Below are 14136 nucleotides of genomic sequence, written 5' to 3'. Positions count from 1 at the left end.
GCCGCCACGTGGCTCCGGCAGCGCTTTTTTGCGCTGGCGCGGAGGTCCGGTGCTGCAATGACGGGCCACTGTCCTGGCTAACGGCCGAATGGCGGAAAAATTAAGGGCGATGGCAGCGCGCGGCCTTCCCTGGCGGTGCGGCGGCTAGCCGCAGGCGGGCCGCAGCAGGCGGTCGATGGCCTGGGCCACGCCGTCGTCGGCGTTGCTGGCGGTGACGTGGGCGGCGTGGCGGCGCACCTCGGGCTCGGCCTGGCCCATGACGATGGACAGGCCGGCGCGGCCGAACATGGGCACGTCGTTGGCGCCGTCGCCGATCACGGCGGTGCGCGCGAGCGGCACGCCGATGCCGGCGGCGAGCGCGGCCACGGCGTTGCCTTTATTGGCGTCGGGATGGGTGACGTCGAGGTAGTAGGTCTGGGAGCGCAGCGCGCCCACGTCGGCGCCGAGCTGGGCCTGGAGCTGGGCTTCCAGGCGCGCCAGCAGGCCGGGATCGGCGTCGGCGGCGACGATCTTGTCGACGCGGCCGAGGTAGCCGTCGAAGCTGTCCACCACCAGCGGGCCGTAGCCGAGGGTGTGGAGTTCGTGCGGCACGTAGGGGCCGTCGGTGCGGCGCAGCAGCCATTGGCCGTCGGCGAAGACCCAGGTGTCCACGCCGGTGCCGGCGAACAGGGCCAGCGTGTGGGCGGCGGCCTGGCGGGACAGGTGCCGGGACTGGGCGATGCTGCCGTCGGGCGCGACGATGGCGGCGCCGTTGAAGGCGGCGGTGGGCAGGTCGATGCCGAGCCGCTCCACCAGACGGCGCATGCCGCGCGGCGGGCGGCTGCTGACCAGCGTGAAGCGGATGCCGGCGGCGCGCAGGCGGGCGATGGCGGCCTCTGTTGCGGGGGCGAGGGTCTTGTCGGGGCGCAGCAGGGTGCCGTCCACGTCGGAGACCAGCAGGTCGATCGGGGGAAGCTGGGCAATCCGGGACATCGGGGGCGTCGGCATGGTCATGGCGTGGGGAGGCGTCGGGGGCGTCAGTCGCGCTTGTGCCAGCGGCGGCCGTCGCGCGCGAGCAGTTCGTCGGCGCAGCGCGGGCCGTCGCTGCCGGCCTTGTAGCCTTGCACGTCGGCGCTGTCGTCGTCGCGCCAGGCGTCGAGGAAGGGCTGCACGGCGCGCCAGCCGTTCTCGATGTTGTCGGCGCGCTGGAACAGGGTCTGGTCGCCCATCAGGCAGTCGTAGATCAGGGTCTCGTAGCCGGTGGAGGGCCGCATGTGGAAGAAGGTGGAGTAGGCAAAGCCCATCTGCACGTTGTCGATCTCCACGGCGGGGCCGGGGCGCTTGGCCTGGAAGTCGAACCACATGCCTTCGTCCGGCTGGATCTGGATGGTGAGGTAGTTGGGCTTGAGACGGTCCACGCGGGTGTCGCGGAACAGCGAGGACGGCGCCTGCTTGAAGCAGATGGCAATCTCGGTGTCGCGCACGGCCATGCGCTTGCCGGTGCGCAGGTAGAACGGCACGCCGTCCCAGCGCCAGTTGTCCACCATGAGCTTGAGCGCGACGTAGGTCTCGGTGCGGCTGTCGCGCGCGACCTTGGGTTCGCTGCGGTAGCCGGGCACCTTCTGCCCAGCCATCGTGCCGGCGCGGTACTGGCCGCGCACGGAATTGGCCAGCGCTTCCTCGCGCGTCTGCGGGCGGATGGCGCCAATCAGCTTGGCTTTCTCGGCGCGCACGGCGTCGGCGCCGAAGGCGGCGGGCGGCTCCATCGCGACCAGGCCCATGAGCTGGAACAGGTGGTTGGGCACCATGTCGCGCAGCGCGCCGGTGTGCTCGTAGAAGTCGCCGCGCTGCTCCACGCCCACGGTCTCGGCGGCGGTGATCTGCACGTGGTCGACGTAATGGTTGTTCCAGAACGCCTCGAACAGGCCGTTGGCGAAGCGGCTGACCAGGATGTTCTGCACGGTCTCCTTGCCGAGGTAGTGGTCGATGCGGTAGACCTGCTCCTCGCACATGGCGCGCAGCACGCGGGCGTTGAGCGCCTGGGCGGACTTGAGATCGGAGCCGAACGGCTTCTCGATCACCACGCGGCGGAACACGCCGGGCGACTCGGTGAGCAGGCCGGCGGCGGCGAGCCGGTCCACCACTTCGCCGAAGAAGCGCGGCGAGGTGGCGAGGTAGAACACGGCGTTGCCGGTGGGCGCGGCCTTGATGCGCGCGGCGATGTCGGCGTAGGTGCGGTCGTCGAGGAAATCGCCTTGCAGGTAGCTGATGCGGCGCGCCTGCGGGTTCCACATCTTGGCGTCGAAAACCTTGGCGCGGCCCTTGCCTTCCACGCCGCCCTCGGCGCCGGGACGCGCGCGGGCGCGGATGCCTTCGGCCAGCCGCTCGCGGAAGGCGGCGTCGGTCATGGCGTTGTGGTCCACGCCGACGAGGTGCAAGCCCTCGCACAGCAGGCCGTCGCGGCGCAGGTTGTAGAGCGCGGGCACCAGCAGGCGCGAGACCAGGTCGCCATGCGCGCCGAACAGGAACACCGTGGCCGGCGGCGGCTTGGGGGCCTTGGCCATCACGGGGCGGTGGTTGCCGGTGGCCTTGGTGGCGGCCTTGCCTGCGGCGGCTTTCGCGGGCGCTCTGGCGGTACCCTTCGTGGCCTCCTTGGTGGCTCCCGTCCTGGCCTCCTTCCCGCCCTCCTTCCCGGCGGCGGCCATTACGGCTTCTCCCCGCCGCCGGTCACGTATTCCACGTGCCCGCCGAAGCCGAAGCGCATGGCCGACAGCAGTTTCTCGCCATAGGTATGGTCCTGCCGCGAGCGGAAGCGCGCGAACAGCGCGCTGGACAGCACCGGCACCGGCACGGCCTGCTCGACCGCGGCGTCGATGGTCCAGCGGCCTTCGCCGCTGTCGGCCACCTCGCCGGGAAAGCGCGACAGCGCCACGTCGCCGGCGAGCGCCTGGGCGGTGAGATCCAGCAGCCACGAGGACACCACGCTGCCGCGCCGCCAGACCTCGGCCACGTCGGCGAGGTCGATGTCGAAACGCTCGGCCGCGGGCAGGCTGTCGGACGACTTGGTCTTGAGGATGTCGAAGCCTTCGGCGTAGGCCTGCATCAGGCCGTATTCGATGCCGTTGTGGACCATCTTGACGAAGTGCCCGGCGCCGGCCGGGCCGGCATGGATGTAGCCGCGCTCGGCGCGGCTCCTGGCCGGATCGCGCCCGGGCGTGCGCGGGATGGTGCCGTAGCCGGGAGCCAGCGTGTCGAACAGCGGGTCGAGCCGGTCCACCACCGCGGCCGGGCCGCCGATCATCAGGCAGTAGCCGCGCTCCAGCCCCCATACGCCGCCGGAGGTGCCCACATCCACATAGTGAAGCTGGCGGGCCGCCAGCTCGCCGGCGCGGCGGATGTCGTCCTTGTAGAAGGTGTTGCCGCCGTCGATGATGACGTCGCCCGGCGACAGCAGGCCGGCCAGCGTGGCGATCATCTGCTCGGTGGCCTCCCCGGCCGGCAGCATGATCCAGACCGCGCGCGGCACCTGGAGCCTGCCGACCAGTTCCTCGACGCTGGCCACGCCCTGCGCGCCTTCGCCGGCCAGTTCCCGCACCTTGTCCGGGCTGCGGTTGTACACCACGACTTCGTGCTGCCCGCGCAGCAGCCGCCTGGCGATGTTCGCGCCCATGCGCCCAAGCCCTACGATTCCGAGTTGCATGATCGGTCCTTTCATTGAGTCAGGGGGATGACGACATCTCAAAAACCAGCACACGTCTGAAACCAGCGGCCATTGTCCGCCTCCCGGCGCGCGCCTGCACGGGCCGCCGGGAAAAGCGCCGGCGCCCGATCGAAAGATATTGATGAATCACATCGATGCGGCCACCGGCTCTGCTTCGAGCGCGGCAACAACAGTAAATTCCACCTCGGCCCGCAGGGCATTTGCACGTTACTAAACGCACGCTTAAAATAGCGCGACCAGCCCGGCGGGATCGCACACGACCGGGCGGATTCTTTTTACCGGACTGCATCTGGGGACACGCACCGGCCAACCGCGCGCCCTGTCATGTCCTTGCCTGCCTTGCCGTCCCGCCACCCCCGTGTTGCCCTGACCTGTTCCGTGCCTTCGTCCGTGCCACGGCGCGAGTAGCCGCGCGCGCGGGCCACGCCAGCCTGCCCGCCTTGTCCGTCACAGCCCGCCACCCGGCCAACGCCAGCCGGCCGTGCCTTGCCTGCGTGCCTGCCCGCGTCCCTGTCCGCATTCATCCGCACACAAACCGCACCGATTCACCGCCCTCGCCCCAGCATGTCCGCAAACAGTTCCACCCTCGCCGCCCCCGATTCCGGGGACCAGCAAGGCAGCATCGGCCGGCGCATCGCCGCCATCGTCTTCTTCAACTTCATCGCCTACCTGACCGTGGGCCTGCCGCTGGCCGTGGTGCCGGGCTTCGTGCATGGCGACCTGGGCTATGGCACGGTCATCGCGGGGCTGGCGGTCAGCATCCAGTACCTGGCCACGCTGCTCAGCCGCGCGTGGGCCGGCAACCTGTGCGACCTGCAAGGCCCCAAGAAGTCCGTCACGCTCGGGCTGGCGCTGTGCGCCGGCAGCGGCCTGCTGGTGGTGCTGTCCAGCGCCTGCGCCGGCACCGCGTGGCTGAGCCTGGCGTGGCTGTTCGCCGGGCGGCTGGTGCTGGGCGCGGGCGAGAGCCTCGTCACCACCGGCACCATCGCCTGGGGCATCGGCGACGTGGGCCCGCGCTTCACCGGCAAGGTGATCTCGTGGAACGGCATGACCACCTACGGCGCGCTGGGGCTGGGCGCGCCGCTGGGCGTGCTGCTCGACAAACACCTGGGTTTTGCCGCGCTCGGGCTGGCCACCACCGCGCTGGCCGCCGCCGCGTTCCTGCTGGCGCGGCGCAAGTCGGCGGTGCCCACCGTCAAGGGCGCGCGCATGCCGTTCCGCACGGTGTTCCGCCACATGACGCCGTTCGGCCTGTGCCTGGCGCTGGGCTCGGTCGGCTTCGGCACCATCACGGCCTTCGTCACGCTGTACTACGGCAGCCGCGGCTGGGACCACGCCGCGCTGGCGCTGACCAGCCTGGGCGTGAGCTTCATCGTGGCGCGGCTGCTGCTGGCCGACAGCATCAGCCGCTTCGGCGGCTACCGCGTGGCGCTGTGCTCGTTCGCGGTGGAAGCGCTCGGGCTGGCGCTGATCTGGATGGCGGACTCCCCGGCCACGGCCCTGGCCGGCGCGGCCGTCACCGGCTTCGGCTTCGCGCTGGTGTTTCCGTCGCTGGGCATGGAGGCGGTCAAGCTGGTGCCGGCCAGCAACCGCGGCTCGGCGCTCGGCGCCTACGCGCTGTTCCTGGATCTGTCGCTGGGCGTGACCGGGCCGGTGGCGGGCGTCATCGCCAACCATGCGGGTTATAGCTCGGTGTTTCTGTTCTCGGCCTTGTCGGCCGTGGCGGGACTGGGGTTGAGCCAGGTGCTGGCGGCGCGGGCGCGGCGTGGCAAGCCAGGGGACAATGCCCTGACTTCAGCCTGACAGCGCCCGCGCCGGCATACGGCTGCGGTTGTCCACGCCGCCCCACCCCGATCAACGCATCTGGAACAACTCCTGGTGAAAGTTGCCGGGATCCATGCCGTGGGCCGCGAGGTCGCGGCGTAGTGCCTTGCCGAGGGCCGCGGGGCCGCAGAACCAGATGCTGGCTTCCCGCCAGTCCGGCACGGTGTTGCGCAGGCGTTCGCCGTTCAGCCGGCCGTCCCTGGCGTCCACCAGCAGATGCAGCCGGACATGCGCGGCTTGCGCGTCGGCCTGCAGGTTGTCGATGGCCGATGGCGAGAAGTCCGCGGTCGGATGGAACAGGTCGATGGCGTGCTGCTGGTCCCGCGCGCGGGCCAGATGCTTCATGCGCGCGATGAACGGGGTGATGCCGATGCCGCCGCCGACCCATATCTGCCGCTTGCACTGGTCGGTGAAGGTGAAGCAGCCGTAGGGGCCTTCCACCGTCACCGCGTCGCCGGCCTTCAGGCGTTCCGACAGCCGGCTGGTGTGGTCGCCCAGCGCCTTGGTGAACACCGTGATGCGGCGCTCCCGCGGATCCCACGCCGACGCGATGGTGTAGGGGTGCGCGCCTTCATTGCGGTCCGAGGTGAGAAACGCGAACTGGCCGGGCTGCTGCCCGGGCCAGCCGGGCTCCATGACGAGGGTGGTTTCCAGCACGCGCAGCTCTGGGTAGTAGGTCAGCGATTCGATATGGCCCGTCACCTTGCGGTGCGCGCCGACCTGCCTCGACAGCACGCGCACGGCGGCGACGGTGCCCGCCGCCGTCATGAGCGCCATGACGATGCCGACCGGCTGGAGCCAGTACCGGAATTCCAGCAGGATGATGGTATGGAACACCAGCACCAGATAGAGCGCGGCGAGAATGGTGTGGGTCTTGGCAAACAGGCGGTAGGGAAAGCGCCTGACCAGGGCCAGGACGATCAGCACGGCGGCGGCATAGAAGGTCCACTCGCCAAGGAACTCGGCCAGGTCGCGCTGGCCGCGGAACAGTTGCTCGAGAGCGCCCAGCGCTTGCCCGCCGCCACGCCGCGCCGGCCTGGTCAGCCAGCCCCAGCCGACCGCCCACTTGGTGCCCTTGGCCCACAGCCAGTGGACGACGCCGAACGCCAGCGCGGCGATGCCCAGCCATTTGTGCAGCCGGTACATCTTGTCCAGCCCGCCGAGCGCGGGCTCGATCGCCTTCGGCCGCGCGGCCAGCACCACGGCCACGCTCATCGCGCCCATCGCGATCACCCCGGTGTACTGGACCAGCACGTGGCGCAGCGGGAAGTAGCCGAACGGCTGCGGGACAAAGGTATCGGCGAGCAGCCAGAGCACGGTCAGCCCTGCCAGCAACGCACAGAAAGCGATCTTGATCGGCGCCATCGGGCATGCCTCCGAAAGCGAAGCGCGGCATTGCGGCACCGTGCGGCAAGCCGCCTTCTTTCGAAAGTATGCAATTCACTTGCGCTGGCGGCATTGCGCTGGGACAAGTCCGCGGGCGATGCCGGCCGGTTATGTCGTCGCCGGCGAGATCGCGCAAGCCCGCCCCTACCGCACCCTGACCGGCGTGCCCCGCGCGGGGTGACGCTACAGGGCCATCACGGCAAGCGCCCGCTGGCCCCGCCCGCGCCGCTAGCGCATGTCGGCAATGTCGCGCGCCTCGACGAGCGCACGCGGAAATCGCCGCCGCGCCACGATTAGCATCGCGCGCCCGATCTGCTCGGTGGTGGTGACGTGGGCCGGGAACAGCCGCCGCAGCAGCGGCAGCAGCGGCCCGAGCAGCAGGTAGGGAATCCGGTAGGCCGCGGTCTTGGAGCGGATGCCGTGCAGCGGCTGGATGGCGCCGGGACGGAACATGTAGGCCGCCTTGAACGGCAGTTCGAGCAGCGCGTTCTCGGTGCGGCCTTTCACGCGCGCCCACATCGAGCGCCCGCGCGCGGTGCTGTCGGTGCCGGCGCCGCTCACGTAGACGAAGGTCATGCGCGGGTTGAGCCGCGCCAGCACCTGCGCGGCGGCCAGCGTGATGTCGTAGGTGACGCGGGTGTACTCGGCTTCCGACATGCCGGCCGACGACACGCCGAGGCAGAAGAAGCAGGCATCGAAGCCGGTCAGCACCGCTTCGATGCCTTCGTAGTGCAGCAGGTCGGCGTGCGCCACCTCGGTCAGCTTGGGGTGCCGCTGACCGGTAGGCGTGCGCCCCACGGTCTGCACGCGCTGCACGTCGTCGGCCAGCAGGCATTCGCGCAGCACGCCGAGGCCGACCATGCCGGTCGCGCCGAATATCAGTACGTTCATTCGTGACTTCCTGTTCGATGAGAGCGGCCGCGCGTCGTGGTTTCCGAATTGCCGGCATGCCACTGCGGAAAAATCCGCTTGATCGCGGCGCCGCCATGCGGCCCGTTTTCCGCGGCGCGGCGGCACCGGCGCCGATCGCGCGCGGGCGCGGCATTTTTGCTTGACCCATGCCATGCCCGCCGCTAGAGTACGCGCATTCTCAACAACAGGGCATACCCAGTGGGCAATTGTTCCGACGACAGTAGCCGATCCAGGATCGGCATCACCGCCTGATCGGGCCACGGTATCCCTAATCCGTGCCCGCTCTGCGGCACGGTGCTTCGAGGCCGGGCGTCCTGCCCCGCCTGCTTTCCTGAACACGGTCTCCTTCCACCGGGCGCGCTGCGCGTCGCAGCCCGCCGGTGGCTGCGTTCGTCCACCGCCAGCGTGCCCGCGGCCGGCACGCGGCTTGTCCACGCCGGTCCACCCGGAACCGACCAGAGGCCAGACATGGACCCCGACCCTTCCTGCAGTCCGACGCGCCGGGAGCGCGGCGGCTGACCGCCTGACCTGCATCGCGCGCGCCGCCACCGGGCGCGCCGCGCGCATCCGCCTGGCTTTCCCCGCCCCGCTCTCCGCGCCGTCCCTCATCCCGTAGTCCGCCGGGCATGCGCCCGTCACCGGCCACCCGCGCGCGTTCGCGCCGCGCGGCGCCGGGGATGCGTCACGCCTGTCGATGCCGTTCGACTCCGCTCCGAGAGCCAGACAACCATGTTCCCGAATACCCCTTTCCTGCCCGCCGGCGCCTGCGCGCTGGCCGCCTGCCTTGCCCTGGGCGGCTGCGATGGCGGCGCGCATGCCGGCCCACCCGCGTCCTCTTCTTCACCCACTTCCGCGTCCTCTTCTTCACCCCCATCGTCCGCCGGACTCGTGCGCGATGGCGGCGCCATCTTTGTGCCCGCGGCCTCGCCGCTGCGCGCGCGCCTCGAGGTCCGCGCCGTCGCTGAGACGCCATTGCGGCGGCCCATCCCGGTCCCCGGCGAGATCGAGGCCGATCCGGCCCGGCTGGTGCGCATCGTGCCGCCGCTGCCCGGGCGCATCGCGCGCCTGCACGTGGCGCTCGGCGATGCCGTGCGCGCGGGCGACGCGCTGCTGACGCTAGACTCGGCCGAGCTGAGCGCCGCGCGCGGCGAGGCCGGCAAGGCGCGCGCCGCGCGCGAGCAGGCGCGGCTGGAACTGGAGCGCCAGCGCGCCTTGCTCGACGCGGAGATCGCCGCGCGCAAGGACTTCGAGCAGGCCCGGCTGGCCTACGCGCAGGCCAGCAGCGACGCCGACACCGCCGCCGCGCGGCTGGCGCAGCTTGGCGCAGGCGGCGGCGCGCCGTCGCAGCGGCAATACACCATGCGCGCGCCGCTGGCCGGGCGCGTGATCGCGCTGGACGCCGCGCCGGGCGGCTACTGGAACGACACCGCCGCGCCGGTGATGACGGTGGCGGACCTGTCCACCGTGTACCTCGCGGCCAACGTGCCGGAGAAGGACATCGGCGCGGTCTTCGCCGGGCAGCCGGCGCAGATCGCGTTCAACGCCTACCCCGGCGCGGCCGTCACCGGGCAGGTGCGCTACGTGGGCGAGATCCTCGACGCCGACACCCGCACGGTGAAGGTGCGCGTGGCCATCGACAACCGCGAGGGGCGCTACCGCCCGGGCATGTACGCCACGGTCGTGCTGGCCGGCGCGGCGCACCCGGCCCTGCTGGTGCCGCCCGCGGCGCTGCTGCAGGGCGGGCTGGAGACGCGCGTGCTGGTGGAGACCGCGCCGTTCCGCTTCGCGCCGCGCGTGGTCGCCACGGGCGCGCAGGCGGGCGGCATGGTGGAAATCCTCTCCGGCCTCGAGGCCGGCGAGCGCATCGTGGTGAAGAACGGGGTGCTGCTCCATGATTGACCGTTTCGTCACCCTGTGCTTCGAGCGGCGCGCCGTGGTGTGGCTGGTGTTCGCGCTGATGGCGCTGTACGGCGCCCATAGCTGGAAGCAGCTGCCGATCGAGGCCTATCCCGACATTGCCGACGTCACCTCGCAGATCGTCACCCAGGTGCCCGGCCTGGGCGCCGAGGAGATCGAGCAGCAGATCACCATCCCGCTGGAACGCGCGCTGCTGGCCACGCCCGGCATGCACGTGCTGCGCACGCGCAGCCTGTTCGCGCTGTCGCTGGTCACGGTGGTGTTCGAGGACGGCACCGATGGCTACTGGGCGCGCCAGCGGCTGCAGGAGCGCCTCAACGAAGTCGAGCTGCCGTATGGCGCCAGGCCCGGGCTCGATCCCTACACCTCGCCCACCGGCGAGTTCTACCGCTACACGCTGGCCTCGCCCACGCGCAGCCTGCGCGAATTGTCGGAGCTGCAGGCATGGACCGTGGTGCCGCGCCTGAAGAAGGTGCGCGGCGTGGTGGACGTGACCACCTTCGGCGGCCTGACCACGCAGTTCATGCTGGAGGTGGACCCCGCGCGCCTGGCGGCGTACAAGCTCACGCTGGCGCAGGTGAGCGCGGCGCTCAACGCCAACAACGCCAGCGCGGGCGGCGGCGTGATCGACCGCGGCGAGCAGTCCTACGTGGTGCGCGGCACCGGGCTGCTGCGCTCGCTCGGCGACATGGGCAACGTGGTGGTGACGGTGAAGGACGGCACGCCGGTGCTGGTCAGGGATCTCGGCACGCTGCGCTACGGCAGCGTGGAGCGGCGCGGCATCCTCGGCAAGGACGACGACCCGGACGCGGTCTCCGGCATCGCGCTGCTGCTCAAGGACTTCAACGCGGCACAGGCGCTCGACGGCGTGCACGCGGCCGTGCGCGACCTCAACGACAACCTGCTGCCGGCGGACGTGAAGGTGGTGTCCTACCTGGACCGCGCCACGCTGATCGACGCCACCATGCGCACCGTGGGCATGACGCTGGCCGAGGGCATGGCGCTGGTGGCGGTGGTGCTGCTGCTGTTCCTGGGCAGCCCGCGCGCGGCGCTGATCGTGGCGCTGACGATTCCGCTGTCGCTGCTGATCGCGTTCATCTTCATGCACCACCTGCGCATCCCGGCCAACCTGCTGAGCCTGGGCGCGATCGACTTCGGCATCCTGGTGGACGGCGCGGTGGTGCTGGTGGAAAACATCCTGCGCCGGCGCGAGCAGCAGGCGCAGCGCCCGCTGGCGCCGCGCGACGCGCTCGCCGCGGCCTTGCAGGTGGCGCGGCCGATGGGCTTCGGCATGCTGGTGATCGTGGCCGCCTACCTGCCGCTGTTCTCGTTCGAGCGCATCGAGTACAAGCTGTTCTCGCCGATGGCCTTCGCCGTGGGCGCGGCGCTGGCCGGCGCGCTGATCGTGGCGCTGGCGCTGGTGCCGGGGCTGGCGTGGCTCGCCATGCGAAAGCCGCGCCGCGTGTTCCACAACCCGGCGCTGGCGTGGCTCGGCGCGCGCTACCGCGCCGCGCTGGAGCGCGGCATCGGCAAGACGCGCCGGGTGGCCGCAACCTGCGCGCTGGCGCTGGCCGGCATGCTGGCGCTGGGCGCCACCATCGGGCGCGATTTCCTGCCCTACCTCGACGAGGGCTCGCTGTGGCTGCAGGTGCAGATGCCGCCCGGCATCACGCTCGAGCGCGCCGCCGACATGGCCAGCGAGCTGCGCCGCGCCACGCGCGCGTTTCCCGAAGTCTCCTACGTGGTCACGCAGACCGGCCGCAACGACGACGGCACCGACTACTGGACGCCTTCGCACATCGAGGCCAGCGTGGGCCTGCACCCGTACCGGACCTGGGCCTCCGGCATGAGCAAGCAGCAACTGATCGACAAGCTGGCGGCGCGCTACGCGCAGATGCCCGGCTTCACGGTGGCCTTCATGCAGCCAATGATCGACGGCGTGCAGGACAAGCTCTCGGGCGCGCACAGCGACCTCGTGGTCAAGCTCTTCGGCGACGACCTCGCCGAGCTGCGCGGCCTCGCCGCCCAGGTGGCGGACACCCTGCGCGGCGTGCCCGGCGCGGCCGACGTGGCGGTGGACGTGGAGCCGCCGCTGCCCAACCTGCGCATCGACCTGGACCGCGCCGCCGCCGCGCGCCACGGCATCAGCGCGGCCGACGTGGCCGAGCTGGTCGCCACCGGCATCGGCGGCGCGCCGGTCGGCCAGGTCTACGTGGGCGAGCGGCGCTACGACATGACCGTGCGCTTCGCGCCCGAGGCGCGCGCCGGCGCCGACGGCATCGGCGGCCTGATGCTGAACGCGGCCAACGGCGCCAGGGTGCCACTGGCGCAGGTGGCGGACATCCGCGCCACCTCGGGCGAAAGCGTGATCGTGCGCGAGATGGCGCGCCGCCACCTGATCGTGCGGCTCAACGTGCGCGGGCGCGACCTGTCCGGCTTCCTGGCGCAGGCGCGCCCGGCGCTGGACGCCGCGCTGCGCTACGACCCGCGGCGCATCCAGGTCGAATGGGGCGGCCAGTTCGAGAACCTCGAGCGCGCACAGGCGCGCCTGGCGCTGATCCTGCCGATGACGCTGGCGCTGATGTTCGTGCTGCTGTTCGCCGCGTTCCGCAACCTGCGCCAGCCCGCGCTGGTGCTGCTGGCGGTGCCGCTGGCCGCCATCGGCGGGCTGGCCGCGCTGCACCTGCGCGGCATGACGCTCAACGTGTCCAGCGCGGTGGGCTTCATCGCGCTGTCCGGCGTGGCGGTGCTCAACGGCGTGCTGATGATCGCGCAGATCAACCGGCTGCGCGCGCAGGACGGCATGGGCCTGCGCGCGGCGGTGATCGAAGGCGCCGCCAGCCGCATGCGGCCGGTGCTGATGACCGCCACCGTGGCCGCCATCGGCCTCACGCCCGCGATGCTGGCGACGGGTCTCGGCAGCGACGTGCAGCGCCCGCTGGCCACCGTGGTGGTGGGCGGGCTGGCCAGCGCCACGCTGCTGACGCTGTGGCTGCTGCCCGCGCTCTATTACCTCGTGGAAGCCCGCGCCGCGCGGCGCGCGGCCTGAGGAGAATCCGGATGAACGACAAGAACACGTACGAGCACAAGAACAAGCACAAACCCTTCGCCCTGCCGGGCCTGCTGGCGTGCGCGCTGCTGATGCCGGCCCACGGCGCGGCGGCGGCCGGGCCGGTGCGCTTCGCCGATTTCCTCGAGGTGGTCGAGCGCCAGAATCCCGGCCTGGCCGCGCAGCAGGAAACCGTGCGCAGCGCGCGGGCCGGCATCGACATCGCCGGGGTGCGGCCGGACCCGGTGCTGACCTATGGCCGGGGCAACATCGAGCTCAGCCGCGCGGTGACGCCGCGGCCGCCGCGCACGCATGCGCTGGGCCTGGAGATTGCGCTGGAGCTGGGCGGCAAGCGCGCCGCGCGCGTGCGCGCCGCCGGCAGCGGCCTGCGCCTGGCGCAGGCCGGCGAGCGGGGGTTCCGCAACGCGCTGTACGCGGAATCCGCGGCGGCCTTCGCCGAAGCCTGCCGCAGCCGCGACGCGCTGGTGCGCCAGGAGTCCGCGCTGGCGGCGCTGGGCCGGGTGGTGCGCGCCAACGAGACGCGGCGCGCGGCGGGCGACATCGGCGGGCTGGAGCTGGCGCAGTCGCGCGTGGAACGCGACCGCTTCGCCGCCGGCGTCACCGCCGCGCGGGCGGCGGCGGGAGCGGCCATGCAGGCGCTCTCGGTGCAGCTCGGCATGCCCGTGGAGGACGCCTTCGGCGGTGCGCCGCTGGCCTGCGATTTCGCCGCCTACGAGCCCGGCGCCGATGCCGGCGCGCTGGTCGCGCAGGCGCTGGAAGCGCGCGACGAGGTGCGCATCGCGCGCGCCGCGCTGGACCACATGCGCGACAACGCGGCGCTGGCGCGCGCCAACCGCTGGGTGGACCCGAGCGTGAGCCTCGGCCTGACGCTCGCGCCGGGCACGCCCGGCGATGGCGATGGCGGCGGCACGGCGCGCTCGCGCATGCTGGGCGTGTCGGTGTCGGTCCCGCTGCCGCTGTCGCGCCTGCAGCGCGGCGAGCTGGTGCAGGCCGGGGCGGACGTCACGCAGGCCATGCTGGCGCTGCGCGAGGCGGAACTGAAGACGGCGGCCGAAGTCCGCCGCGCCCTGCTCGCCTTCGCGGCCGCGCGCGAGAACTTCCGGCGCTACCGCGACGCGGTCAGCGCCGACGCCGACCGCGTGCTCGACGGCATGCGCCAGTCGTACCGCCAGGGCGCGGCGCCGCTGCTGGCGCTGCTCGACGCGCAGCGCACCGCCGACGAGACCTACCTGGACTATCTCCAGTCGCGCGCGGACCTGGCCGAAGCCACGGTGGCGCTGCAGCTCGCCACCGGCCAGCGGCCGGCGCTCTGAGCGCGGCGGCGGAG

Annotated in this window: 9 protein-coding genes; 4 read left to right on the top strand and 5 right to left on the bottom strand. The window is 71.9% G+C overall.

What is annotated here, in order from left to right; translation table 11 throughout:
• Positions 1-144: 144 nt before the first annotated feature.
• The 3 genes from KF708C_RS16005 to gnd are packed head-to-tail and all read right to left on the bottom strand — an operon-like array spanning position 145 to position 3679.
• Positions 145-972, bottom strand: coding sequence for a Cof-type HAD-IIB family hydrolase (locus KF708C_RS16005; RefSeq protein ID WP_059412561.1), 828 nt, complete (start codon positions 970-972; stop codon positions 145-147).
• A gap of 44 nt (positions 973-1016) precedes the next feature.
• The gene (zwf, locus tag KF708C_RS16000) at positions 1017-2684 is read right to left on the bottom strand and encodes a glucose-6-phosphate dehydrogenase (protein ID WP_197090364.1); all 1668 of its coding nucleotides are present in this window, start codon (positions 2682-2684) and stop codon (positions 1017-1019) included.
• Positions 2684-3679 (bottom strand): phosphogluconate dehydrogenase (NAD(+)-dependent, decarboxylating), encoded by a 996-nt coding sequence (gene gnd, locus KF708C_RS15995; RefSeq protein WP_059412560.1) that lies wholly within the window; start codon positions 3677-3679, stop codon positions 2684-2686. Before gnd ends, zwf begins: the two co-directional genes overlap by 1 nt.
• Positions 3680-4264: 585 nt before the next feature.
• Between gnd and KF708C_RS15990 the strand changes: the two genes are divergently transcribed.
• Entirely contained in the window at positions 4265-5503 is a 1239-nt protein-coding gene (locus tag KF708C_RS15990; RefSeq protein ID WP_020205816.1) for an MFS transporter, read from the top strand.
• Positions 5504-5554: 51 nt separating this feature from the next.
• Here the strand turns inward: KF708C_RS15990 and KF708C_RS15985 are convergent, their stop codons facing one another.
• Both KF708C_RS15985 and KF708C_RS15980 read right to left on the bottom strand, forming a co-directional pair.
• Positions 5555-6889 (bottom strand): ferredoxin reductase family protein, encoded by a 1335-nt coding sequence (locus KF708C_RS15985; RefSeq protein WP_059412559.1) that lies wholly within the window; start codon positions 6887-6889, stop codon positions 5555-5557.
• A 249-nt stretch (positions 6890-7138) separates the two neighbouring features.
• Positions 7139-7801: an NAD-dependent epimerase/dehydratase family protein gene (locus KF708C_RS15980; RefSeq protein WP_059412558.1), complete on the bottom strand. Its 663-nt coding sequence runs from the start codon at positions 7799-7801 to the stop codon at positions 7139-7141.
• Between the two features lie 750 nt (positions 7802-8551).
• On the opposite strand from KF708C_RS15980, the gene KF708C_RS15975 reads away from it, so the two are divergent.
• Genes KF708C_RS15975 through KF708C_RS15965 form a run of 3 tightly spaced genes read left to right on the top strand, consistent with a single transcriptional unit; the run spans position 8552 to position 14122 of the window.
• On the top strand, positions 8552-9721 hold the full coding sequence (locus KF708C_RS15975; RefSeq protein ID WP_156173842.1) for an efflux RND transporter periplasmic adaptor subunit: 1170 nt from the start codon (positions 8552-8554) through the stop codon (positions 9719-9721).
• Positions 9714-12788 (top strand): efflux RND transporter permease subunit, encoded by a 3075-nt coding sequence (locus tag KF708C_RS15970; RefSeq protein WP_059412556.1) that lies wholly within the window; start codon positions 9714-9716, stop codon positions 12786-12788. The genes KF708C_RS15975 and KF708C_RS15970 overlap by 8 nt, the downstream gene beginning before the upstream one ends.
• 11 nt (positions 12789-12799) lie before the next feature.
• Entirely contained in the window at positions 12800-14122 is a 1323-nt protein-coding gene (locus tag KF708C_RS15965; RefSeq protein WP_059412555.1) for a TolC family protein, read from the top strand.
• The last annotated feature ends 14 nt before the right edge of the window (positions 14123-14136 follow it).

It is taken from the genome of Cupriavidus basilensis (assembly GCF_000876015.1).
Taxonomy (GTDB): domain Bacteria; phylum Pseudomonadota; class Gammaproteobacteria; order Burkholderiales; family Burkholderiaceae; genus Cupriavidus; species Cupriavidus basilensis_B.
Note: the sequence above shows the minus strand (reverse complement) of the source record. Positions and strands in the feature narration are given on the sequence as shown.

Bases quoted from the DNA above. Each gene is read 5' to 3' on its own strand.
- KF708C_RS16005 (WP_059412561.1), bottom strand. From the start codon at position 972: ATGTCCCGGATTGCCCAGCTTCCCCCGATCGACCTGCTGGTCTCCGAC.
- zwf (WP_197090364.1), bottom strand. From the start codon at position 2,684: ATGGCCGCCGCCGGGAAGGAGGGCGGGAAGGAGGCCAGGACGGGAGCC.
- gnd (WP_059412560.1), bottom strand. From the start codon at position 3,679: ATGCAACTCGGAATCGTAGGGCTTGGGCGCATGGGCGCGAACATCGCC.
- KF708C_RS15990 (WP_020205816.1), top strand. From the start codon at position 4,265: ATGTCCGCAAACAGTTCCACCCTCGCCGCCCCCGATTCCGGGGACCAG.
- KF708C_RS15985 (WP_059412559.1), bottom strand. From the start codon at position 6,889: ATGGCGCCGATCAAGATCGCTTTCTGTGCGTTGCTGGCAGGGCTGACC.
- KF708C_RS15980 (WP_059412558.1), bottom strand. From the start codon at position 7,801: ATGAACGTACTGATATTCGGCGCGACCGGCATGGTCGGCCTCGGCGTG.
- KF708C_RS15975 (WP_156173842.1), top strand. From the start codon at position 8,552: ATGTTCCCGAATACCCCTTTCCTGCCCGCCGGCGCCTGCGCGCTGGCC.
- KF708C_RS15970 (WP_059412556.1), top strand. From the start codon at position 9,714: ATGATTGACCGTTTCGTCACCCTGTGCTTCGAGCGGCGCGCCGTGGTG.
- KF708C_RS15965 (WP_059412555.1), top strand. From the start codon at position 12,800: ATGAACGACAAGAACACGTACGAGCACAAGAACAAGCACAAACCCTTC.